Origin of the sequence: Ketobacter alkanivorans (assembly GCF_002863865.1) — a bacterium.
Classification (GTDB): Bacteria; Pseudomonadota; Gammaproteobacteria; order Pseudomonadales; family Ketobacteraceae; genus Ketobacter; species Ketobacter alkanivorans.
In genome coordinates, this window is sequence record NZ_CP022684.1 from 2,291,419 (window position 1) to 2,316,402 (window position 24,984).

Consider the following 24,984-nt stretch of genomic DNA (forward strand, 5'->3'; position numbering starts at 1 on the left):
AGGGCGGCATGATTGGAAGCCATTGCCGCAACAAGCACCTGAACATTACAATCACACAAGAACATCGCAATACACTAACTTTTGTTCGAATAGTAGGCCGAGGTGGGCTCCAGCAATTTTCGCGATGATATTACCTAAGAAGAAGACCGTAGAAACGGCGACTGGTTCCGATTTTTTACTGCCCCGGAGCCGGCTAACAAATAAAATTCTTCATGCCAAGGCCGACACCATCTGGATCGGTTCGCCTAAAGGCCTGGGCAAAAGCGTTTTAATACATCAGCTGCATAAATCACTGCTGGAGCGCTTGCCCTCCAATCGGGTGATCCTGCTGCAGCTGACTCATGATAATGACCTGGTGGATTTGCTAGCAGCACTTAACCAGGTCAGAGACCACCTCAATCTGCGACCGGCCGCAATACCCACCGCCGCCACAGAATCACTGACAGATATCCTCGACACCCTGGCAGACAAAGCCAGTAGCACGAAACACCCGCTTCATTTGCTGGTGGATGGATTGGAAACCCGACTTAACGGATCGCTGATACACTATTTGACTCAAAGCTGCCATGCGCTGTCTGGGCGAGTACGGCTCTACCTGGGAGTAGATAACTTCGTCCCCCTGCTTCCCAATGCTCTATTTCTAGATCAGCGTCACCTACATCTGGATATGCAGGATCTGCGCATGAACCGAGAGGAGCTGAACGATTACTTTCAGCTTCACCTTGGCGATTCCAGTGAAAAGGAAGTAACCCGCGTTCTGAAAAAAACCGATGGTATACCCTCCGCAATAGCCTTGCTATTGGATAACTATGATGAAAGCGTTGCGCATCAGTGCATGCTGTTGACAGAATGGATTGATCAGAACCTGTTGTGCTACCTGGACCCCATGGAAATGGCACGATTAGCGGGGCTATCCCTGCTCTCGGAATTTGATGTCAATCAGGCATCTCAAGTGATCGGCGTACCACCCACAGAAACCCGCCACTGGCTGCAGCACTATATTCCGCTTTGTTTCAATCCACGTGAAGATAACGGCCTGTTTGTGTGGTCGAAGCTAATGCAGCCGTTCTTTTTTAACCTGATGATGGAGCGTTACAAGGATCTGTTACCCGACATCTTCAAGCGGGTAGAGCCCTGGCTGGCTAGCTCAAACACCAGCGATCGCTGCATGGACTACATAGTCGCCTGCATAGAAAAGCCCTGGGCATGCGACATGTTACGCTCTCGTTGCAAAACCTGGTATGGGCAGCGAGATGCCACTTCCGTCATTCAGCTGGCAGAAAGGATTCCCAGCTCAGCCCGTCTGCGTCAACGCGAAATTGCATTTTATTACTGTTGGGCGCTAATCATACACAAACGCATTAGCGATGCCCGTTCATGGCTAAAAGAAGTCGAGCGCAGCGTTGATACGGCACCATTTGATGGTAACTTGAGTGCACTAAAAGACAATATCGCCGTTCTTAATGCACTGGCCAGCTTCTTTGATATGCCCCGGCCTCCTTGCAGTGTGCGGGTTGGTTTGCTAGAAAGCTGCATGAACCGGGCAAGCCTGTTTCAGGGCGAAATATTAAGCTTGTATGCCAACATGCTGCACGCCGTAGGAACCTCCGATGTATCTAAAAACGCCCTGAAGCAAGCCATCAATTTTCATGAAGGTAATAACAACTTACCCCACGTAAGCCACGCCAAAATGCTACTGTGGCAATGCGAATACAATCAAGGCAACACGGATACTGCCTTGGCAGAGGCCCAGGCTTATCTCTCTAGCCTGCATACACTGAACCTACATTGCAGTGATTCCGACGAGCTTCGTGCCTTAGCATTATCGACAGCAATGATTAAAGCGGGCCTGGCGGAGCTGTTATATGAGCGAAACGAGTTATCACAAGCAAAGGCGCTTTATGAGGAAGCCATTCCCGAACTGGTAAATTCCGATTGGAGTTACGTCAGCGTAATCGCTCATATTGGCATGATCCATCTTTACATCAGCGAAGGATCACTCGAAAAATCACTGCAAGAAATCGAGCGCATTAAACAACGCGTACCGAATCGTGAAAACACCAGTCTGGATGCCATCCTGTGCTTTGAATCCATGCGCATATTGCGCGCCCAGGGAAAGTCCGTACTACCAGCTGCATCTGAATACGGAATGGATATCCAGCACCTTAGTGTTGAATCATTGTTTATGGATCAATACAGCAAGGAACGCCTTTATTGGATTAAATGCTATATCATGATGTTAATTGAGCAGAAAAATTACACGTCTGCTCTCATATACAGCGTTAAAGGATTAATCAAAAGCCTGGGTGCCAACGACCATCGTTGCCGAGTACTGTTCTCGAACGTTAAAGCGTTTTGCGAATTCAAACTGAACCAGCATGCAGACGCGTTCAGCAGCATGAACATTTCCATGCAGCTGGTACAAAAGCATCAGTTTATTCGCGCTTTATTAAACGATGACTTCGGCTGGAGCGAACTATGGCACCACATGGATGATCGACAGGAGTTTGGAGCAGAGCTAGTGCCGAGTTTTCTATCCGAGATGCGCTCCTGCATGATGACGAGAGAACAAAACCTTAATATAACCCCGCCACCCCAAAGCCGTCAGGACACGATGGTGAGACAGGAGAACTCTCGAAAATTAGGCCTAACCGATAAAGAATTCGAGATCCTGACACTATTGGCAGAAGGTCTGTGTAATAAAAAAATCGCCAGCCGCTCTGAAATAGCACTCACCACGGTAAAATGGCATTTACAAAATATCTTTGGCAAGCTGCAGGCGCGCAACAGAACTGAAGCGGTCGTCAAAGCACAGGAACACGCCATTATTGGCAAGATCTGATACCCGTTCAGCTCACAGCCGTCAGCCTGCGTTACGGTGCAGGCTCGCATATTCACCCTGATCACGCAACTGTGAGGCAGCCTGCAACAGATCATCATCCCCGATACGCTCCAGCACCTCCATTTGCTCATCAAATGCCTTCCAATCATTGGTTTGCGCATAGACTTGCATCAGATACAAACGTAAATCCTTACGGGCAGGACGCTTGGCGATTTCGGTCAAAATAACGTTTAGAGCCTTCTGATACTGGTTATACAGAATATAAAGTTCAATCATTTGATCGACATCGTCTTTGCTGGCCTCATCTTGTTCACGCTTGGCCTGCATGACCACCGCTTCCTGGTGAGTGACTTTCTCTTTGATATGGTGAATAGCCTGGCGCACCTGTTCCGGTGAATCGGATTTACTGCGATCCCGTCTTGTGCCAAACACCAGCTCATATAAATCTTCATCACGGATTTCCTCTGTCCGCTTTATTTCTTCAACCTTACGAGCACGCAAGCCCATCAACACGATCAAAATACCCAGCGGAATCATTGCCAACAAGTACCAGAATCCAGACCCAGACTTCTCAATTAACATATTGGGCCCACCTGCCCCATCGGCAATCAGATCCTGGGCTACTGCCAGGCGAGGCTGCTCCTGCTCAGTTACATCGATGTCCATATTGACTGGCTCGACCACTTCGTTGCTGGCAGGCATAGGATCAACTGCAGGGCTAGCCTGCAATGAAGGTGGTGGTGCCAAATCAGCTGGCGCAATACTGTCTGAATCATTCAGCGCAATATGCTGAGATATTTGTTCTGCCACAGAAATCGTCTGCTTCATCAACTGCTGCTGATTCTGCACCTGAGCCAGCTCTGCACGGATCTGCTGCTGAAACTCCAGCAGCTGAGCACGTTCATTTTTCAGTTCCGCCAACTGCGCCTTTAACCGTTCCAGCTCACTGGCCTGCTCCACATCGTTGTCAGGACTGACTGGGTTCACGGTAACCGTGGAGCGCTCAGTATCGGCAAACTCAATTTGGGTTTCTGATTGACTATAGGTTTGGGTGTCCACCTGATCCAGAGACATAGCTCTCGATCTCGGCTCAGGCTGCACTGGGATCGAAGGAACCGATAAGGTCGCGCCTAATTTCAGGTGATTACGATCCCCGCCCGAGAACGCTTGAGGGTTTTCGGCATACAGCAGATCCATGGTCTTCTGAATCGATAATCCTGTTTCCGCACGGAATGCCTTGGCAATCTTCCACAAAGAATCACCTGCTTGAACTACATAAGCCCCATCCAACTCAACGGAATTCGCACGCGTTATAGATTCGTCGCTGTTAGGCTGCGCGAAGGTCTGTGGCTCTGCCTTTGCAACCGCCTGAGCCAGCACCGGACTTAGAACAGGTTGTGTGTTACGTCTACCCGCGGCGTAGAGAGGGGGATCAAGCAAAAGATTGTAACGGCGGAAGGTGGTGCCCGTAGGCCAACTCATTTCAATCACAATATCAAGAAAAGGTTCAACCACACGCTTGGCAGTTCGAACCAAGATCGCCTTTTCTCCGTTATTGTTGGTTATCACATCGAATTGAATATCACCATGACTCGCTTCGTAGCGAGCATCGAAGCGGTCGTACACGTCAGTACGGGCCAGCTTAACTCTGATTTGCCCAGCATCGAACTCACGGGTGGAAAATAGCTGAATCTGCGCAGTCAAAGGTGCGCCTAAATAGGATTGGACGTCGATATTCCCCAAGCCCATTCCATTTGCAATACCAGCGTGCAAAGCAGCGCCGGCCAATAACATCGACCTATACTTCATAGCTAATCTCGAATGCTAACTGAAATCCCTGCTTAAAATGTAGACCATTTCACAGAATAACGGTCAAGGAACATACAGAAACCCAACAAAATTAAGCAATCAGCAGTATTTGGCGCGAAATGACCGAACAAATGTAATTACATTTGTGAACTATATTTCTAACAAGCATAACAGATGCATCCAAAATCAGAGTGAAGCCCATGGAGCAATGGTTCGAACAGGTATTTTTCTTCCCATCTGCAACCACAACAGGTTCTGCTGGAGTCGTTCTAAGCTGTGGAATCCACGGCGATGAAACCGGGCCTATCCACCTTATTCAAACCATTCACCAACTGCTTGTAACAGGCCACCTACAAACCCAACGGCCATTACTGCTGATCTACGGCAACCCTAATGCAATTAGAGATAACAAACGCTACGTAGACTTCAATCTAAACAGATTGTTCGGGCCAACATCTCACACAGGCGCAGAAACCCTTCGTGCCGGTGATCTCATGTCGGCCTGCTCCCGCTTTCAACGCCAAGTTGGCCATGTGGCCTGCCATCTGGATCTGCACAGCACGATCAAACCTTCACTGATTGAGCGCTTTGCTTTACGCCCAATCAATAACAGATGCTCCTCCATTCAATGGGGTACTCACTTGGTTAACGCTGGTTTTGGTGGCTTGGTTCAGCAATCCCACAGAACTCAAACGTTTGCCCAATTCACCTGCGACTCGCTGGGGTGCGACAGCTTCACTCTCGAATGTGGCAGCCATAGCCAACCCGACATCACGCAGTTCGAAGCTCTAAAAAACTGGATACTCACGCTACTAGCTGACCCAGGTTTTCTGAACCAACAGGCCTCGCGCACAACGGCGAACTCAACTTTTAAACACTTCGTTGTCAAGGAGGACATCATCAAAACAACAAGCCAGTTCAAATTTCTAATTGACGAACGTACCCCCAACTTTACGCTGCTGCCTATCGGCACTGATGTATACGAGGATAAGAATGGCATACTAAAAACATCTGAAGCACGCTATACCCTGTTCCTAAACAGCAAAGTAGAAATCGGACAACGTGCAGGGTTACTGCTGAGCAACATCTAACAAATAACTGGGCAAACCCAATAATTCATACAAATCCTGCACTACATTAATCATTCTCTTAGCAAACTCCCAGTCCGCCAGCTGCTTCAGTGTTAACGAATCGGGATAACGAGTTTCAACGAACTCAACCAGCCGGTGGTGTAGCTCATCACTGAGCAGCACTTTGCCCTGCAGTGCGGCTACCTCAGCATCATTCAAACTTATCCGCAAACGCAAACAAGCAGGCCCGCCACCGTTAGCCATGCTTTGCTGTAAATCCAGGTAGCCGATCTCCTGCAAATTAAGAGCCGGGCCTAGATGCGTTTCAATATAATGCCGAACTTTTTCATTACGCGAACATTCAATCGGTAACAACATTATGGGGTTGTTCCGATCACCCAGGATCTGGCTGTTAAATAAGTACGTATTAACGGCGTCCTCAAGCGGTACATCTCGCTCAGAAACCTCCACAATATTAATACTACCCTCACTTTTCTTTCGCAGTTCCTCCATTACAACAGGCTGGTTCAAAAACGCTTTTTCGTGGCACAACAACAAGCCATCGTGGGATACCGCAATCACATCATTATGGAACACACCAGAATCAATGGCATCCGGGTTTTGCTGAACCTGCATACACCTGCTTTCATCCAAACCACTAAACCGAATCAATGCAGAGCAGGCTTCTCGTGTTTGGCGGGCTGGATACCGCACAGGAGCTTCTCCACCTTCAACCATCCTTCCGTATACAAACATGTGTACAGCTGGCTTATTCTGTAATGCAAAACTCATATGGTTTGCCGCACCTTCATCGGCAAATTCAGCTACTGAAGGTAAGGGAGATTCGACCTGAAAATGATCACTATTGGAAAACACATATCGAAGCAATTCGACGGTCCCAGCCACCTCGATGCTGCGATGAACATTGCTGACCAAGTTTGCTGGCAGGATGATGCAACGTCCACTGCGATTATCCCGCGAAGGTATAACGGTAGCCGCATTGGCCAGCCACATAGAAGATGCCGAACTACACAGACTTAAAATCTGCGGGGCTTGATCCCATGCATTAGCAAGCACCACCTCTGGTGTACCGCGGAAACCAAGCCGTCGCAAGCTGTTTATGTCGGGACGCACCTGTGGCGGTAACACCCCTTGAAGAAAACCTCGATCCATAAGCCAGCGCATCTTAGCAAGCCCCTGCAGCGCTGCTTGCTTCGGGTTTGATTGCTCCCCTTGATTACCGATTGAAGCTACGTTGCCAAACGACAGCCCCGCGTAATTATGCGTGGGCCCCACCAAGCCATCAAAGTTTATTTCACGCCAACGCATGAAGAATACCTGGTGGCATACTTGCCGGTAAATTTACCTGATCCGAACTGAGCGACACCACAGGATAAGCGCAATAATCAGCGGCATAGTACGCGCTTGGATTATGATTGCCACTAGCCCCTACACCGCCAAACGGAGCCTCGCTGCTGGCACCGGTCAACGGCACGTTGATGTTGACTATACCGGCCCGAACTCCGTGATAAAAATGTTCATAGTGTGCAGCGTGATCTGAGATGAGCCCAGCAGCCAAGCCAAACCGAGTTGAATTGGCTATGGCAATGGCCTCATCCAGATCATCATAACGGTACACTTGCAACACCGGGCCGAACAACTCATCATCCAACGCCTGCGAGGATGCACTCATATCCACCACGCAAGGTGTCATCAGCGTCTGGTTATCGTTGAGTATTCTGGGCGGTAACATAATGCTTCCACCAACCTGTTGCAGCAACTGTATACCATGCTGCAAATGTGTCACAGCATCCGCACTGATTACAGCAGCCATAAAGGGCTGTGGCTCTGACACCCCCGCTGCAACCGTCAACTTCCGACTAGCGCTGATCAACTGCTCCAGATAATCATCCCCCCAATCACCCTTAGGCAAAATCAGTCTGCGAGCACAAGTACAACGCTGACCACTACTAACAAATGCCGAGAATAACGTAGCAAATAGAGCCGCCTGCGTGCGTTCCACTGGCTCTACGATTAAGGGGTTGTTACCTCCCATCTCAAGCGCTAATACTTTGTGGGGCTGCCCAGAATACTGCTGATGCAGATAACGCCCAGTCTGCGCGCTACCGGTAAACAGAATGCCATCAATCTGCGGATGATCCACTAACGCTGCACCGGTTACCTTATCACCACACACCAAATTCAATACACCATCGGGCAAACCCGACTGTTGCCAAAGTTTCACAACAAAGCAAGCAACCGCCGGGGTAAGTTCGCTAGGCTTAAATAGGAGCGTATTTCCTGCTATCAATGCAGGAATAATATGCCCGTTAGGCAAATGTCCGGGAAAATTAAACGGACCAAAAACTGCCAGAACTCCATGGGGTTTATGATTAACGGTAAGGTGCCCTTGAGCGGCATCAATTGCTGTACTGCCGGTGCGGTCATTATACGCCCGCAGTGAGATTGCAGCCTTGCCTATCATGGCAGAGACCTCAGCTCGCGCATCCCATAGCGCCTTACCGTTTTCTCGCGAAATCAAGAGCGCGAGCGCTTCTGACTGCTGCAGTAACGCCGCCACAAAACGGTCGATATAGCCCATTCGCTCTGCGATATTCAAACGACTCCAGGCGGGAAACGCCCGCCTCGACGATGCCACCGCCGCATCAACCTGAGAATGCTGAGCAGCGCATCCTCGCCACACTTCTGTCGCGTCCACCGGATTTGTGGAAATCCACTCGCCGCCCTCTCCGCTGATCCATCTGTTATCTATCAAGATGGCTTCATTCATGGCTTGGCACCTCCCTTCTCAGATCGATACAGCAGGCTTTTTCATTCTCTCCAAGATTAAGCAAAGCCCACGCCTGATTTGCATCATATGGATAGGCATCACCACCTTCATTCATCAACAAGCTACAGCGAAAGCCCAACCGATCTGGATTGCATATTAGTAACGGCTGTCTTGCCAGTCCGCCTACTTGGGCAGCGCTGGCCATAAAGCTATCACGTATTGCGCGCACTCTGTCTACATAGCATTCCAACGTCGGGCCAGCATCAAAGATATCCACACACCCCTCATACCTGAAACCTTCAGACTCCAGCAACTTGGCAGCAGGCAACGTCTCGTCATGCACACGCGCAATAACATTGCGCGCTGCTTCGGGTAAAAAGTGTGTGTAAAACGGATAGCGGGGCATCAGCTCGGCGATAAACTGCTTCTGATTCAGTGCGGTTAAATAATCCGCCTGTGAAAAATCCATGTCAAAGAACGGGCGACCCAGCCCCTCCCAAAAAGGAGAGCTGCCTGCAGCATCCAAATACCCGCGTAACTCCGCTATCAGCTTATCTGCGAACAACTCAGGATGCTGGGCAATAAACAGCAAGCGACACTTAGACAGCAAGGCCCCTGCTTTGCTATGGCGATAGTCAGGATGCAAATAAAGCGAGCACAGCTCACTGCACCCACTGTGATCACTGGTTAAAAAGAGCGTGGGGAACTGATGATAAACATTGAGCGTTTGCGATGCGTGCACAATGGTGCTGACGCGGTAGGTATAGCATGTCTGATCAAGGCCAATTGCCGATTCAATGCCCGATAAGCCGATCAATTTTCCTGTGGCAGAATCCTCCAGCACAAACCAGAACAGGCCATCGCCATGCTGTGATAATGTCTCATGGGTATTGACCGCGCGGGTAAGCTTCTGAGAAAGGGTAGGCTCATCCATTGGCAGATTAGTGAGCCCACCGCCACTGGTTTGAGCCAGCTCTACAATTGCCTTGAGATCCTGACGTTGCGCCAGCCGTGTTACCAGCATCCTCGCCTCCTGATTGGAGAACCCAATGCCAGTAACTATAGGCTATTAGTGCGCGTTTCGGCCAGTGACGAATTCTTACAAGCGAATCTTGCCTGCCTCCAGCTCCTGAAACCGCTCCTGACTTAAAGCGGTGTACTCGCCAAGATTCTGATCCAGCATAAACACCGGATCTGCAGAGCGCGCAGGGTCGAAACCTTCTTTTTTTAGCTCAACCTTGCGATTCTTGAAGGTTCCGGTGATTTCATGCTCATCACGCACACGTACGAATAATGGTACAGCGTATGCTGGCAAGGATGAACTCAACACCTCAGCCAATGCCTTTCCATCAAACTCATCCACCGATCCATGCAAGGTAATCGCTGCCATTCCTGCACGCCCATCAGCATTAGGCACCTGCACTCCGTATACAACGGCCTGCTCAATTTGGTCTACATGCTTGAATGCCGCTTCAACCTCCGTGGTTGCCACATTCTCACCCTTCCAACGGAAGGTGTCTCCCAACCGATCAACAAACTGAATGTGCTTAAAGCCCTGATCACGCACCAGATCGCCGGTGTTAAACCAACAGTCGCCACTTTTAAACACATCCCGTAGCAGTTTCTTTTCACTGGCACTCGCATCGGTATACCCATCAAAGGGCGCGAGCTTGTTAATCTTGGTGATCAACAAGCCTACCCCGCCTGTTTCAACCCGATGCATCTTACCATTACTATCCCGTTTGGGTTGCTCCGTTTCCGGATCGCACTCCACCACCGCAAAAGGCAGCGGACAAAATCCGGCTGTGCAATCCACATCAAAACTGTTTACAAATGCCAGGTTACATTCACTGGCACCATAAAATTCACATATTCGCTCTATGCCAAAGCGCTCTTTAAATTCCATCCATATTTCAGGGCGCAACCCATTACCAATTACCACTCGTACATTATGCTGGCGATCCTGTTCGGATACTTCCCGATTCAATAGGTAACGACACAGTTCTCCGATATAGCAAAATACGGTAGCCTCGTGCTGACGCACCTCATCCCAGAAACGGGACACGCTGAACTTCTTAGTGAGTGCAACGCAAGCACCACTGGCCAGCGCTGACCCCCAACTGACGGTCAGTGCATTGTTATGGTAAAGCGGTAAAGGTACGTAGATGGTGTCCTCGTAGGTCATGCGTGCGGTCAACAAGCCCATACCCGCACCACCCTTTAACCAGCGCCCGTGAGACATCACCGACGCCTTGGGCATTCCAGTGGTGCCGGATGTGAAAATATAAAAACAAGGCTGTTTGCTTTGAATCTGCTTGGTCGTTATCGGATTTACACTGGGCATAAGCTCGGTCAGTGTCTCAAGATCTTCATAACCCAGCGGGCACTGGGACGGATCTGCTCCTAACCAAATATGCCGTATTGCCTGATTCTGCATTGGACCAAAGGGTGAATTTTCCAGAGCCTCAACGCTTTCGTCGCCCACCACCAATACTTTGGGATTAATCAGGCCCAGGCTGTGAGTCAGAACCTCATCCCGCTGATTGTAGTTGAGCATGCCAGCAATGGCCCCCAATTTGACTGCTGCAGCGGTGCAGGCGAGCATCTCCGGGCGATTCTCAGACATGATTGCAACTACATCACCCTCACCTACGCCCATTTTCTCGAACAGCGCCGCTATACGGTTAACCCAACCATTAAAGCTGGCGTAGCTCCAGGTTTTGTCTTCAAATTTCAACGCGGGTGATGCAGGATGGCGACGCGCCTGTTTTTCCAGTAACAGGCCGATGGACATTTTCTTTTCCGGGCCGGCACTCAACATGCTGCGGACACCGCTAAAAAACGCTGGCGCGTCAGGCACAGCCCGAAGCATACCAGTTGTGATTTCTGACAAACTAACTTGTTTATTGGTATTCATGATGGAAGGTTACTTATAATTGAAATTCTGCCCCCATGATCTCAAACTTGATTACGTTTAGCCAGACTGAGAAGTCTTGCCCATACGTTGCCAAAGCCAATAACAGCATCGTTGGCTATTTTACAGGTATTTTCGGCGACCAAATTAGCCATTCATCCTTGGCCTCAGCATGGAGCTTGAACACAGCCCCATTTTTGACAGAAGCGACACTTTGTTTGTGATCAGGCGTAGCAAAAGAAATTCCACCGGCCAGAATTGACTCAAGTGATTCCGTTTTGATACTGGCACCACTGAACAGCCCCACATTAATGTTCACACCACTGGCATCCCAAAAGCGGGTGCCCTCGCGCACCAGAACATGATAGGGAGACTTAATATTGGCATAAACCAACACTTCATCTGCCATCGGACCCAACTCATAACCGGTTACTTGGCCCACTTCAATGTCTCGGTAATATACCTGCAACCCCTCGCGGATTGAGTTTAACCTAGGAGCTTTCAACACCACATTCAAACCATTATCAGGCTGGCTCGGGGAAACAGGACCTGACAACGCAATAAAATCATATTGCACTGCTCCGTCGCCAGGTTTCACCTCCAAATATGGACCGTTTAACAAAGTATCCAGATTCGAGGCGCCGGTGATTCCAATCTTCGGTTGCACCAACCAGAAACGGCTCCCCTTTACAGCAAACTTCTCTGGATATTGTTGAATCAACGCCCGGGCGGTGATGCCATCCAGATCCGAATTCAACTCTATACTCTTTACCTCACCAACGGTGAAACCCTGGTACTTTATCAGCGTGCCGGCCTCCACACCCTGGCTATTGGGCAATCTAATGCGAACCGTTAAACCACTTTCCTGCGCCGAATCGTAATCGTCGTACAGATGAAAGACATGGCCATTAGCCACGCTATTGCCTGCCGTGCTTTTCGGGTTATAGAAAGCAATACCACCCTGCACGATACTGGTCAGAGATTCCGCCCGCACTTTCAACTTGGTAATAGAGCCAGACACGGATATACCACTGGCTCGCCAAAAACGAGTACTTTCCTTCACCAAGCTACTGTACTCCGGCTCAATTGTGATATCCGCTATCACACTTCCCCGTGAACGAGACAACGAAACAGCTTGCACCTGCCCAACTTTGATTTGCCGATACAATACAGGTGTACCGCGACTAACGGAGCTCAATTCCGGGCCCTCTATTTTTAGGTGCAGCCCTGCCCGGGAGTAATCAACCTTAGGGGGGGCTTGCAACGCGATAAAGTTACGACTGGGGGAAGCCTTCCTCTTATCAACAAATTCCATCTCAATATAATTGCCGTTAAGCAACGTTTCCAGCCCCGTGACCCCCTGCAACGACACCTCCGGTTTCACCATCCAGAAGCGCGTGGCCGAGGTAAGGTAGGGTTCTATCTCCGGATGAAAACTCACATGAGCCGATACTGATAAATTATCTTTCGAAAACTCTACCGACTGCACCAACCCTGCATCAAAACCATTAAATACTATTTTAGTCTTGCCCGGCTCCAGCTTGACAGGCGGGCTAAATTGAATCTTTGCCAACACACCCCGCTTCGCCGCTTCAAAATCATCATACAGCTGAAACACATCCCCATTGCCCGCCGCTGGGTTTGCATCGGTGATAGGCGGCGCATCAAAAGTAATACCCCCCTGTACAACAGAGAGCAGCGACTCAGCCTGCACCTTTAAACCACTTAGGTCCGCGCTGGCCCTAATTCCACTGACGTTCCAGAATCTGCTATTTTTACTGACAAGGTCTGCGTACTCAGGGCGAATGTGAACTCGCAGGCTAACTAAATCCTGCTGTGGCTTCAGGGCATATTGCGTAATCGACCCCACAACAATTTTCTTGAATAAGACTGGTGCATCAACATGTAAAGAGCCCAAGTCGCGGGCATGCAATTCCAAATGCAAACCGGGCACTTGACTGTCCATCGGGGGAGGCGAATCCAGCGCTTTAAAATAGTTTGATTTCTTCCCGCTCAGCCCTATTTTCACGCCGATATAATTACCCGTTACAATGGTTTCCAGCCCTGTCACTCCACTCAAACTGATCTCTGGCTTTACCAACCAGAACTGGGTGCTTTCGCGCAACAATGGCTCAGCTCGGCGATCAATCTCTACTGTTGCGAACACCCCTTCCAAGTCTGTGGTATCCAGGCGGATATCGGTCACCACACCTGCGGTAATCCCTTCATAAATAACTTTGGTTTTCCCTACCTCCATACCGGTACCGCTGGGAAAATCTATCGTAATTTCGATAGGCGACTCAACCAAGGACTTAACCAGCAACCAACCGCCTATGAACACAGCAATCATAGGCAGCAACCAGATGATGGAAATCGATTTGGATTCTTTTACCAACGCATCCTGGTATTCCTGATCAGTCATTTTTTTCTTCCTGCAAATCCCAAATCAAACGTGGATCGAAACTGTTTGCTGCAAGCATGGTTAACACTACAACGGTGGCAAAGGCTGTAGCACCAGGCCCTGCGGTTATCTGCGCCACTGACCCCAAATCCACCAAGGTTGCAAGGATGGAAATCATAAACAGATCCAACATGGACCAGGCACCAATTACTTCAATAATACGATACAGCACTGTGCATTCCGTTTTACTGAGTTCCCACTTAAAATGCACGGTGAATAACAACAACATAATGCCCAATAATTTTAGTATGGGTACGGCAATACTGGCCACGAAAACCACTATCGCAATGGGGATCATACCCTCTTCCACCAAACGAATAACACCGGAAATAATAGTATCGGGCTGGCCTTCGCCAAAATAGATGACAGTCATGATTGGATAAAGATTAGCAGGTAGCAGCAATACCCAAGCAGAGATCACCAACGCCCATGTACGCGATAAACTATTAGGTATGCGTTGGTGTAGGCGACTGCCACAACGGGGACAGGCTCCGCTGTGCTGTTGGGGCATCTTCACAACCAGTTGACAATCATGACACAGCACCAACCCTTCACTACGCGCGGTTTTCATTCAACTCTCCGCGATACTGACCTACTTTCTCCCATATTGCGTGGGTGTCAAACATGACTGTGTTCAATGTGGTAGACAGTAGCATACAGGAGAAGCAAATCATCCCCACCCCCATATGCACCTGACCGGAATCGATCATCTTTACGTAAGCAACCAGAATCCCGAGCATATACACTTCAAGCATTGCCCACCTCCGGATACGACTCTGGGATTTCAACAGGGTCACCAACAGTCCGCCATATTGGTTGCCTCGCGCCAACAGACAAATCATGAGCACCAACCCACTTTCCAGCATAGGCGCAAGAATACTGCAAAACAGCACCAGCGATGCCATCCACCAGAAGCCTGATTGAAAAAGGTGCAATACTCCTTTCACCATGGTATCGACCGCATCCAATCCCAACATATCGAAGGTCATGATCGGCATGAAATAGGCGGGCACCATTAAGGTGAGCGACGTAATGCTAAGAGCCAACCCTCGGCTGACAGGGTCGTTGACAGGTTTGCGTAACGTACCGTTGCAACGGGGGCACACCAATTTTTTTCCCATCGGCACCTCCACCCGGGCGAGCAGAGCATCACACTCGTGGCAGGCAATATGAGATTGATTGTACAGCATCGATTAACTCACCAAAAATTGGGGCAGAGCTTATTGTTCTTTAACAGCGATGCCACGGGCCTCAATATGGCCCCAGCTGATCAAATCAAACTGCTCTTTAAACACCACCTTTATGACCGCCGTGGCTCCAATATCTCGTGCTTTCTGCATCAATCCAAAACGAGCTTGGCGCTCAGTTGGAGCCGCACCAAACGGAGAGGCCGGACGAATTATCACCTCAAGAGGCCCGATTTCATCATATGGCACCTCCAGATCACGCTCAGTGACCAATATAGGATAGGACTCAATGGCAGAATCTTTACTGGAAGGGGGTACATTGGATGTCATACGGTAACCGCTGCATCCACTCATCAACATGAGCAGAACGGCCAAAACGGGAAACACTTTCATGGGATATTGTCCACAAATCATCTATTTAGGTCAGATTAGAGGCAGACTTGCCGCGCATCGCGTCCCGCTAAAATAACATAATTTCAACTGATTCGCTTACTCGTGGAGAGGTTTCAACTTTACCGGGGCACAAGAGGGAACATTGCTCGCTAATTCCGCCCCAGGATTCTAACAATGCGTATGAACAGGTTAATGATGTCCATGTAAAGTGCAGCAGCACTGTCCACCGCGTTGTCCATGGTTTTCGGTATTTGATTGGCACGCCCCCAATCATAGCCGATATAGCCGCAGAAAATCCCCACCACAATCCAATCGATAATGCCATGGTGGATACCAAACACAAATACTTCCACTAGCTCAACAACGATCACCACCAGCAACGCGATGGTTAAGGCTCCGGCAATCTTTTTGAAAAACGCAGGAAACATTGAGCCCAGGCACATCATGATCACTGTTACCATACCGGTAACCCTGATTGCCTCTCCCACTATTTCACTGTCATATCGACTGACCACAAGATTCACAACTAATCCAAACGGCACCACCACGAAGTTATAGCCAATAAAGCTGACCGTAGGATTGCTGGAGGACTTGTATAGATACATACCGAAGAAGCAAGAGGCAAAATAACCGATGAAAAACACCCAGTTATTGATACTGGCAATGGACTCCGCCGGAATGGTTTCAACCATATACCAGTTAAGGCCAAAACCCCACAGCAAGGTCAAGCCAATGATCAAATTATAGGCCGCAGCGCTGATAGTAGGATCGGTGGTACGGGTGCGACTGAATACATCTTCCATGGTCTAGCCCCAAAAAATTACAGCAAACAACATTTATGGAATTATAAATCCTAGTTGCCCCACAGCAGCTCGCCACTACCGCTATATAGGCATAAGGTCTGATAGGCTCCGTCTCCCAAGGCGCATCCCTCTAGATGAGGGCAACCCGCCAATAAAGACGACATTAGAATGATAGCCATTGCTCCTGCTTTGTTCATAATAACCTTCCTGGTGGTTTGACGTCATAATATAACGAATGCGCCCTACAACACCAAAAAACGAATTAGGAAGACGCCTGCCCTCATAGGGGCATACTAATTAAAGATTCTCTCAAAGCCTGCAACACTGAACCCATTAAGCCTTTTTTTACCGACCAATATCACCGGCACGCCCTTGCCGCCAATCATGTCATACAGCCTCCTGGCGCGCTCATCCTTTTCAATATCGTATTCAACATAATGGATCTTTTCTTGCTGAAAATATTTCCGTGCTTTCTTGCAGTATCCACACCAGCTGGTTGAGTACATAACCACTCTCTGGGTACTGCCACGGTCATACGCCGTACCATCATCGTATGTTACGTGCTCATAGGAATCGTCATCCAGAACGATCTGCTCCGCATTTTCTTTCGAACCGGGGGAATCACCGTAATGGACTCGACCGGAAGCATCCTTCCATTTATAGATCTCAGCAAAGCTGAATAATGGAACCAAAATCAGGATATAGACTAGCTGCTTCATAGATAACATAGCCCGCAAGTACATCAGCAACGAGGTTTGTGTGTTCTCGCATTATAGGCTTTTAATCAACTATTGGGCACTCAAAACATCAACAGGCTCAGGCAAGGGCCCGAGCCTGTTGATGTGGAAGCCTACCATAAGACAATATGAATTTATGGCGCTGTATACACTGCATCAACGGTTATAACGTTACCTATACCGAGGGATACTGCCTGTGGCGAAGGCATCATAAAGACAGCCAGCACAGACGAACCATCCCATAAAAACACATCCTCATGATCCCCATACTGCATAATCAATAGTGCTTCAACTGCATCGTACCCCATATCGGTCACACGATCTGCCGTACAGGTTGTGTCACAGTCCATCAACTCCGTTACCTGCCCATCGTAGGAAATAACACCATCACCACTGCTATCGGTATCTGCTGGAACAGCATCGATATCGAAGCCATAACCGAATGCTGGCACCGTATAGCGGCCGCCTACTGTGAGATCAAATCCTGCCGGGGTGAAGCCAGGATCGAACTCGGTATCCGGCACCATATATTCAAATGTACGACCAGCCCCATCAGGATTCACCAGTGCAAGTGTGTTATCCGTTGTACGATCATCCGCATTGAGAGCCAGCAGCAGCACCGTTCCCAACATATCGCCACTGGTTATAGTCACCTCAAGCGCACCACTGCTGTTGATCAACCAGGACATGGCTGCATCCTGTACAAACCTGTTATTTGATCCGGCATTGTCTTCGAACTCGTAGGTAAAGTAGCCGCTATCGGAGGTTTCAAAAAGATACACAATTTTGGCCCATCCCGTGGCACCGGTACCTGGATCGGTAAAGCTCTCGTCCTCCATAAGCAAACCGTGATTGATTAAGACAACACTATCCCAATCAACGCCATTTGCCAGGGAATCGCTAAAAGCCTGATCAAAACCAGTCGCATCGAATGCTGCCAGTATCTGATCACGAGCTGCAGTATTGAATACTATTTCTTTCTCTTCAGTACCCGCTAATACTCGCTCTCCGCGACGCACCAATGGCTCGCCATCTAAAGTTGATTCCTCAAAAATAAATGGATGAACCTCGTAAGAATCCAACTCAGTTATTTTTGCGGCTACATCGGGCACATCCCATTGAATCAGGTTGACTCCACCCACACTGGTAACGGTGTAGTCGATTTCATCAATGACTATTTTGTCGGCCCAATAATCAGACGCGCTATCATAGAACTTGACCACTTTGGCGATCCGATTACTACCACTGGTTGTACCATCATCACTCAACAGGAAGATATTAACGTTGAAACGGCCTCCAGAGTCTTCACCTTCACCAACCCATTGACCTCCAGGGCCAGCAACGCCACTATCGAACTCGGCGGGCGTATACACCACATCGCCAAGTGAAGTGGCCGCAACCGGATCATCCTCTCCATCACTGTTAAGATCCTGCCACGCGCTGGCGACAATATTGGCACAGCCTGTGTAGGTATCGGCAACATAGCTATTCCAATCATCATCACACCAGAAGGTGTAGCTTGCAGTCTGCTCAACGATGGTTGCTATATATGCTCGGGCATCCGTGCTGAACATAGCATCATCTGCCAACCCAATATGAAAATCACCCTTCAGCAGCGCTGCCATCGGCTTGCCTTCCACATTGAATTCCTGCAAATCGACGTGGGCAATCGTCAAACTGGACACGGTAACACCGTCTTCTTGCAACGGCTGAATAATGGCGGTTTCACCCGCGCTTACGTAACCGCTGATAATGAATCGATCCAGAGCGGTATCAAATCCATTATCCGTTACATAGTGATCCACCTCATTATCCTGCAACTCGTCCCAGTTACCTGTAGCCGGATTATATTCATGGAACACTTCTGCGTTGCTGTCATCCAGGGTTCCATACTCAAAAAAGGTTTGTTCTTGCTGAGTGGAATTGTCGTACCAGGTATCGCTTTCAAACCACACAAAGCCTGCGCTACCCACACTGCTTTCAGTCACCGCCACGCCGACCGTAAAAGTAACCGTGCCACTCTCTGAACAACCATTGTCGTCATCGGTAAAGCTACCATCGAAGCTTGCACCGCTAGAGTAGGTACCGCTCAAACTAAAGCTGGAATTAGCCTCGCTGTTGGAGAACGTAAAATCACCATTACTGGCAAGTGTTCCGACATCTTCCCAGCTACCCTCTTCATCCTCGCCTCGCAAGATAACCTGACTGCCAATTTGCACAACTTCCACCAATTCGGTTCCCGAGGTTTCTGTCAGCGCAATACAAGCTTGTGTCTGATCATCATACTCAGTGCCGGATGCCGTCCACTCAATCAAGTACACACCCGCCATATTGACACCCGGATCAGCACAATCGCTTACCGTTTGATTCTGGCCAGCAAGGAACGGACAGGCATCGCTGTTATCACCAACACCGTCACCATCGGCATCGTTTTGCTCGCTAGCATCATCCGGGAAATCGTCCTGATCATTAGGCACACCATCTGCGTCATTATCATCTGCAGTTCCGTTACCTACAGAGTCACAGGCATCACCAACACCATCTCCGTCAGCATCCTCCTGACCAGCATTAGAGACAGATGGACAGTTATCCTCGTCGTCATTCCATCCATCACCGTCACTATCAACTGCACCGCCGGTTTCGCATGCGTCTCCAATGCCATTGCCATCACTATCGGCCTGGTTTTGGTTAGCGTCTGTTGGGCAATTATCTTCGTCATCGGGGATGGTATCGCTGTCAGAATCAGGCGCACTGTAGTCGAAGCCACTGATCAGCTCATTCAATGCAGTCACGTTCAAGCCACGATATTCGTGCTCAGTACCCTGCTGTGTGAACCACCCCACCCGCAGGTACGGGGTGGAATCACTCAGTGATACTGCTGCCACTATCACATGACGGTTTTCCTCAAAACCATAATAGAGTCTGTCTGCCTGCAGGGCCTCAGGGATACTGAAGCTCAACACCAGATCGCCAGTCCCTTGCGGGTCAGTTATCTGCCAGCTCGACTCTACATCAGCGACAAGCGATGCGCCTACTGTAGCACCATCATGTGTATAGAATGACACTGTTCCGGTGGTGCCTGAGCCTCCTGTGACATCAGCACCCTGCAACCATGCAAACAGCTGCAGCCCTTCACCATTCTGCGCCTCTGATTCACCTATGGGTATACCACCTATTGGTGTATCCGGTGTGGTTACTTCACCATGCAGGATGTCAGTCAATGCTGTCGCTAGGTTTTCCACTGTAGCGGCTTGCTCACCCGCTGATGGATAGGTCTTCCACAACCAATTTTCACAGTTTGTCAGGCCCCGTACCGGCAAATCAAAGTCACAGCGCAGCTCGTACTCATCGATTTCACTTACTACTGTGACACCAATAGCTCGGGAATTGACATCGGCAAAGCTGGCCGCAGGATCCACTACACCTTCTTCCCAATCTTCATCAACAAACTCTCCGATGGGGAGACCATTCACACTGGCTGCATAAGTAGACACCAACCACTGACTGCCCACCGGACCCGCCGGATCCCGCACCAGCATCACTGTATCTGCCGGAGTGCCTTCTATGCCTGGCTCCGACTCCAATTCGCTCCATCCGGTACTGGTCAGCATCCACACTGTATCGTTGAACTGCTCCCAGGTGGTGCCGTTCCATCCATACTCAGCACCGCCACTGGCATCAAACTGGGTATACCCAAACTCGAAGATATCAACACCAGTCGGGTCGAAATAGCGACGGTCGGCTAATGGGAAGGCCATACCCTGATCAGACCCCGTGCTATCCAGTACTTCACTGGCAGCAACTGAAGGCATGCTTGCCAAGCCGCCAGTATAGGTATAGGTACAGGTAGCTATCTGGTTTCCAGCACCATCCTCTTCATCGTAAACACGTATGGTTTCAGTAATCGTGGTACCAACAATCTCTGTGGGTGTGGTGAGATCATCTAACGCACCTGTAAAGCTGAACGATTCACTCACGCTATAAAGGAATTGAGGTGTAGAAGATGAATAATCATATTCATTTTCGGCCTGCTCATCGCTGAAGCCAAATTGAACACCACCTTGAGCATTCACCGTGCCGGTGTCGCCCTCTTCGTCGTGGCCATTATCAAATTGCAATCGAATATCATTATCCTGCTGCTTGATAAAGGCCACACCCGCGTGCTGATCATCTACATCGATGTTGCATACATCACTTAGTGACAGGCCACCGGGTAACGAGCCAGACTCATCCTCTGTCGCTACGGTAATAGTGGCAAGCCAGAAGCCTGCGATGTCCGCCGGCGGCACTTCACACGCATCACCGGCTGGATCTGTGTTGGAGTTTTCCTGATTTGGATTACTGACATTCGGGCAGTTATCCGCCAGGTTTTCAACGCCATCACCATCCAGATCACTGTCACAGACATCACCCAAATCATCCTGATCAAGGTTGGCTTGATCTGAGTTTGCATCAACCGGACAGTTATCCTGATTGTCATCGGTGCCATCAGCATCCGTATCCGACAAAAGTGGATTGGTGCCGTTGGTATTTTCATCTATATCGCTGATGCCGTCGCCGTCATCATCAGCATCACAGACATTGCCATCACCATCTTGATCGGTATCCAACTGATCCTGATTTGCGTTAAGCGGACAGTTGTCAACATCATCCTGCACTGTGTCGTTATCGTCATCGGCGTCACAAACATTGCCTTGACCATCACCATCGCTATCAAGCTGCTCAACGTTATCCACCAGCGGACAGTTATCACTAGCATCAATAACCGTGTCGTTGTCATCATCGTTATCACAGGCATCACCAAAGTCGTCGCCGTCGCTATTGGTTTGATCTGCATTCACTATTGCTGGGCAATTGTCACTGGTGTCGTCCACACCATCGTTGTCCCGGTCGGTATCGCAAAGATCCCCTACACCGTCAAAGTCGCCATCCCGTTGCTGAGTGTTTGCGATAGTCGGGCAATTGTCATAACCATCCAATACCTGATCGTTATCGGCATCCGGGTTGGTAGAGTTAGCATCCTCGCTATCCGGTATATTGTCATTGTCGTCATCTTCATCGGCATTATCGCCAACACCATCGCCGTCTGTATCGATGGACTCCTGACTGTTAAGCGGGAATGCATCATCTACATCAGCCACACCATCACCGTCATCATCGGTATCGGCATTGTTGCCTGTCCCATCATTGTCGGTATCACGGTATTCAGTGGCATCGTTATCAAACGCATCTTCTGTATCTGGCACACCGTCATTGTCGTCATCAGAGTCAGGGTTCAAGCCTCCACTATCTGCAAGGCCATCCCCGTCATAATCTACAAATGCAATACCTGGGTTGCCACTATCACTGTCGTCAGGATCATCCCCCGCAGGCCAGCCATCATTATCCTGATCAGTGCTGCTCTGACGAGTAGAATCGAACGGGAAGTCATCCTGGTCATTAGCCACGCCATCGCCATCAAGATCGGTATCCGTGCCATCGCCTATACCGTCTCCATCCGTATCCGCATGTTCGGATGGATCAAGATCAAAAGCATCATCCACATCTGGAACACCGTCATCATCATCATCGGTATCAGCATTATTCCCAACACCATCACCATCTGTATCAATACTTTCCTGGTTATTTAACGGGAAGGCGTCTTCAACATCGACAACTCCATCTCCGTCATCATCGGTGTCACAGCGATTGCCTTTGCCATCGCCATCAGTATCAATCTGTTCAGGATTAGCCGTAGCGGGACAGTTATCAAACACCTGACCTGCTGGAACATTTGCATCGGTTAAGTTAGCAGGCCTGCTTGGCACACCATCGTCATCCAGATCAAAACTGGCAAACGACAACAGCGGGAAGGCATCGACTCCGTCCAGCGCTCCATCACCATCCGTATCACGCAGCAGCGGATTGGTTCCTGCGCTTGATTCATCGGTGTCGCTTACGCCGTCATTATCGTCATCGGTATCACTATTATTGCCCAGGCCATCTCGGTCCGTATCAGCCCACTCACTGCTATTGCGAGGAAAACGATCCCGATCGGTGGTCGCTGCAGACGCTGCGTCGTTAGTGATATTGTCTCCATTCGTGTGGTTAAGGCGTCCATCCCCGTCAATATCATCATCGGAGTTGTCTCCGTACCCATCACCATCCAGATCAGACTGCTCAGCCGCATTGAGCGCGAAGGAACCGCCAGGCCCGTCATCAACATCTGGCACGCCATCGTTGTCATCATCGTCGTCAGGGTTACTACCACCGCTATTGGCAAGGCCATCGCCATCCGTATCAACGAACTGGATGCCAGGATTGCCTGCATCATCATCATCTGGATCTTGTCCTACTGCCCATCCATCGCCATCAACATCGGTGGCATCAGATGCCGATGCATCAAGAGGGAAGTCATCATCGTCATCGGCCACACCGTCATCATCGTCATCGTTATCTGCGTTATTACCTACGCCGTCACCATCAGTATCCGTTGTTTCTGTGGGATCGGTATCAAAAGCATCGATCGTATCGGGGACACCATCGTTATCATCATCCGTATCGGCATTGTTACCAAGCCCATCTCGATCTGTGTCGGTATCTTCGGTTGGGTCGTTAGGGAATGCGTCACTTTCGTTTGGAGTACCATCATCATCGAGGTCAGGGTCTTTTTCCGCAGGCTTAAGTTCAACTTCGGTGTTTTCATCAATCTGAGTGGTAATATCTTCGTTTCCGGTATCGGCTATTTCAGCTACCAGAATGGTGGCCATATCACCCACCGTACGCCCTTGTGGATCGTTGGGCACTGGCAGTGTCGCAGGATCTTGATCCAAAAGTATAAGAGCAGCGTTGGCGCCGTTCGAATCACCACTGCCATCGCCATCACCATCATACAAATCAGAGGTAACGCCATCGATCTCACCATCAATGGTTCCATCGGCCAAATCGTCGGTCATCACATTCAATACATCAACCGGATCGGCGCCCCCCACGGCATCTGCAATTTGGTCGACGACTGAAGCCAAGGCTTGAACTGCGGATCGATAGGCAGCAACTTGCTGCTGTTCTTCAGGGGTATCGGTATCTTCATCAAGAATGGGGGGAGTGGTGAAAATATCAGTGTCGCTGCCTAAGCCAAAGCCTACGGTTGATTTAACCTGAGCAGCGGCATCTGACAGAGCGGCCAGAAGTGCAGCCGTGTCGCCTGAACTCGAGAATGTCGCATCAATCGCAATATCAGTCGCCATAGTGGTCAGCAACGTCGCATATACAGGGCGGTCACTGTTCAGCATGTCGGCTGTAACAACGGTTCGCAGAGTACCAACTACCGGCTGCAGACACTCTGTCAACACCTCTATTGTGCCACTGGTGTCGTCATCACTACAGGCTGTCAGATCACGAGTATCTGTATCGGCAGTGAACTCCAGCAAATAGGGGGCATCAGTCGCAGCAGGCTTATCTATACCGTTGATGCGTGCTCGGGTGTCCGTTGTGCCTTCTCCAAGCACCTGCCCCTTAAAGTCTTCAACGCTGGTATCTATGGTATAGAGAGTGACCATCGCATTAGCCAGAGGGCCGTCAACTCCCCCACCCGAGAGGCTAGCACTGACGCTTCCACCTTCAGTGGAGGCGCCGGAGGAACCACTTCCTCCATCACTACATGCCGCTATCACAGAGGCAAACACAATCAGAAAACATGATAATACGCGTTTACTCATCACTGCTGATGATTTGGCACGATATTCCATAGATACATCCTTATCCATCTTACTGAGGCAAATGAAAACTTTTCGCAAAGTGTTTTTCAGTGTAGATAAAGATGAGAAGGTTGACCTGCTCAATCGAGCGGTTATAACGTCGGCGCTCAGAGCATTTATTTTAATCTTGATTAATGCGTTTTATATGCTTACACCTAAAATAAACGTGGTTATCCTTATTTCAGGCACACGCCATCACCACGACAAGCCCTGATATATACCAGTTTTATTCAGTTGATGT

15 protein-coding genes are annotated in these 24,984 nt (G+C 49.5%); 2 read left to right on the top strand and 13 right to left on the bottom strand.

Annotation, left to right across the window (positions count from 1 at the left end; genetic code table 11):
• Nucleotides 1-124 precede the first annotated feature (124 nt).
• Nucleotides 125-2,842 (top strand): LuxR C-terminal-related transcriptional regulator, encoded by a 2,718-nt coding sequence (locus tag Kalk_RS09930; protein WP_101894099.1) that lies wholly within the window; start codon nt 125-127, stop codon nt 2,840-2,842.
• A 21-nt stretch (nt 2,843-2,863) separates the two neighbouring features.
• Here Kalk_RS09930 and Kalk_RS09935 read toward each other — a convergent pair whose 3' ends face one another.
• Nucleotides 2,864-4,651 carry a type IV pilus assembly protein FimV gene (locus Kalk_RS09935; protein WP_101894100.1) on the bottom strand — a complete coding sequence of 596 codons (1,788 nt, stop codon included), beginning with the start codon at nt 4,649-4,651 and terminating at the stop codon, nt 2,864-2,866.
• A gap of 200 nt (nt 4,652-4,851) precedes the next feature.
• On the opposite strand from Kalk_RS09935, the gene Kalk_RS09940 reads away from it, so the two are divergent.
• Nucleotides 4,852-5,742: a succinylglutamate desuccinylase gene (locus Kalk_RS09940; protein ID WP_101894101.1), complete on the top strand. Its 891-nt coding sequence runs from the start codon at nt 4,852-4,854 to the stop codon at nt 5,740-5,742.
• Here the strand turns inward: Kalk_RS09940 and Kalk_RS09945 are convergent.
• The 12 genes from Kalk_RS09945 to Kalk_RS21345 all read right to left on the bottom strand — a co-directional run bounded on the left by Kalk_RS09945 (nt 5,722) and on the right by Kalk_RS21345 (nt 24,734).
• A complete protein-coding gene (locus Kalk_RS09945) occupies nt 5,722-7,050 on the bottom strand; it encodes an N-succinylarginine dihydrolase (protein ID WP_101894102.1) in 1,329 nt (442 codons plus the stop codon). The genes Kalk_RS09940 and Kalk_RS09945 overlap by 21 nt on opposite strands.
• On the bottom strand, nt 7,037-8,512 hold the full coding sequence (astD, locus tag Kalk_RS09950; RefSeq protein WP_101894103.1) for a succinylglutamate-semialdehyde dehydrogenase: 1,476 nt from the start codon (nt 8,510-8,512) through the stop codon (nt 7,037-7,039). Before astD ends, Kalk_RS09945 begins: the two co-directional genes overlap by 14 nt.
• The gene (gene astA / locus Kalk_RS09955; RefSeq protein ID WP_101894104.1) at nt 8,505-9,536 is read right to left on the bottom strand and encodes an arginine N-succinyltransferase; all 1,032 of its coding nucleotides are present in this window, start codon (nt 9,534-9,536) and stop codon (nt 8,505-8,507) included. Before astA ends, astD begins: the two co-directional genes overlap by 8 nt.
• 75 nt (nt 9,537-9,611) lie before the next feature.
• A complete protein-coding gene (locus Kalk_RS09960; protein ID WP_101894105.1) occupies nt 9,612-11,429 on the bottom strand; it encodes a long-chain-acyl-CoA synthetase in 1,818 nt (605 codons plus the stop codon).
• 115 nt (nt 11,430-11,544) lie between these two features.
• Entirely contained in the window at nt 11,545-13,848 is a 2,304-nt protein-coding gene (locus Kalk_RS09965; RefSeq protein WP_101894106.1) for a PqiB family protein, read from the bottom strand.
• Nucleotides 13,841-14,458, bottom strand: coding sequence for a paraquat-inducible protein A (locus Kalk_RS09970; RefSeq protein WP_101894107.1), 618 nt, complete (start codon nt 14,456-14,458; stop codon nt 13,841-13,843). Before Kalk_RS09970 ends, Kalk_RS09965 begins: the two co-directional genes overlap by 8 nt.
• Nucleotides 14,442-15,077: a paraquat-inducible protein A gene (locus Kalk_RS09975; RefSeq protein WP_101894108.1), complete on the bottom strand. Its 636-nt coding sequence runs from the start codon at nt 15,075-15,077 to the stop codon at nt 14,442-14,444. The genes Kalk_RS09970 and Kalk_RS09975 overlap by 17 nt, the downstream gene beginning before the upstream one ends.
• Before the next feature lie 30 nt (nt 15,078-15,107).
• On the bottom strand, nt 15,108-15,467 hold the full coding sequence (locus Kalk_RS09980) for a hypothetical protein (protein ID WP_101894109.1): 360 nt from the start codon (nt 15,465-15,467) through the stop codon (nt 15,108-15,110).
• A 149-nt stretch (nt 15,468-15,616) separates the two neighbouring features.
• A complete protein-coding gene (locus Kalk_RS09985; RefSeq protein ID WP_101894110.1) occupies nt 15,617-16,270 on the bottom strand; it encodes a Bax inhibitor-1 family protein in 654 nt (217 codons plus the stop codon).
• Nucleotides 16,271-16,320: 50 nt separating this feature from the next.
• Complete coding sequence (locus tag Kalk_RS21200; RefSeq protein WP_158643416.1) at nt 16,321-16,467, bottom strand: hypothetical protein; 147 nt, start codon at nt 16,465-16,467, stop codon at nt 16,321-16,323.
• Nucleotides 16,468-16,563: 96 nt separating this feature from the next.
• Nucleotides 16,564-16,989 carry a glutaredoxin domain-containing protein gene (locus Kalk_RS09990; protein ID WP_101894111.1) on the bottom strand — a complete coding sequence of 142 codons (426 nt, stop codon included), beginning with the start codon at nt 16,987-16,989 and terminating at the stop codon, nt 16,564-16,566.
• Nucleotides 16,990-17,141: 152 nt separating this feature from the next.
• A complete protein-coding gene (locus tag Kalk_RS21345) occupies nt 17,142-24,734 on the bottom strand; it encodes a thrombospondin type 3 repeat-containing protein (protein WP_199768045.1) in 7,593 nt (2,530 codons plus the stop codon).
• Nucleotides 24,735-24,984: the final 250 nt, after the last annotated feature.

Excerpts from the sequence above, each read along its gene's own strand:
- Kalk_RS21200 (WP_158643416.1), bottom strand. The coding sequence starts at position 16,467 with ATGAACAAAGCAGGAGCAATGGCTATCATTCTAATGTCGTCTTTATTG.
- Kalk_RS09940 (WP_101894101.1), top strand. The coding sequence starts at position 4,852 with ATGGAGCAATGGTTCGAACAGGTATTTTTCTTCCCATCTGCAACCACA.
- Kalk_RS09975 (WP_101894108.1), bottom strand. The coding sequence starts at position 15,077 with ATGCTGTACAATCAATCTCATATTGCCTGCCACGAGTGTGATGCTCTG.
- Kalk_RS09985 (WP_101894110.1), bottom strand. The coding sequence starts at position 16,270 with ATGGAAGATGTATTCAGTCGCACCCGTACCACCGATCCTACTATCAGC.
- astD (WP_101894103.1), bottom strand. The coding sequence starts at position 8,512 with ATGAATGAAGCCATCTTGATAGATAACAGATGGATCAGCGGAGAGGGC.
- Kalk_RS09965 (WP_101894106.1), bottom strand. The coding sequence starts at position 13,848 with ATGACTGATCAGGAATACCAGGATGCGTTGGTAAAAGAATCCAAATCG.
- Kalk_RS09945 (WP_101894102.1), bottom strand. The coding sequence starts at position 7,050 with ATGCGTTGGCGTGAAATAAACTTTGATGGCTTGGTGGGGCCCACGCAT.
- Kalk_RS09935 (WP_101894100.1), bottom strand. The coding sequence starts at position 4,651 with ATGAAGTATAGGTCGATGTTATTGGCCGGCGCTGCTTTGCACGCTGGT.
- astA (WP_101894104.1), bottom strand. The coding sequence starts at position 9,536 with ATGCTGGTAACACGGCTGGCGCAACGTCAGGATCTCAAGGCAATTGTA.
- Kalk_RS09970 (WP_101894107.1), bottom strand. The coding sequence starts at position 14,458 with ATGAAAACCGCGCGTAGTGAAGGGTTGGTGCTGTGTCATGATTGTCAA.
- Kalk_RS09990 (WP_101894111.1), bottom strand. The coding sequence starts at position 16,989 with ATGAAGCAGCTAGTCTATATCCTGATTTTGGTTCCATTATTCAGCTTT.
- Kalk_RS21345 (WP_199768045.1), bottom strand. The coding sequence starts at position 24,734 with ATGGAATATCGTGCCAAATCATCAGCAGTGATGAGTAAACGCGTATTA.
- Kalk_RS09980 (WP_101894109.1), bottom strand. The coding sequence starts at position 15,467 with ATGAAAGTGTTTCCCGTTTTGGCCGTTCTGCTCATGTTGATGAGTGGA.
- Kalk_RS09960 (WP_101894105.1), bottom strand. The coding sequence starts at position 11,429 with ATGAATACCAATAAACAAGTTAGTTTGTCAGAAATCACAACTGGTATG.
- Kalk_RS09930 (WP_101894099.1), top strand. The coding sequence starts at position 125 with ATGATATTACCTAAGAAGAAGACCGTAGAAACGGCGACTGGTTCCGAT.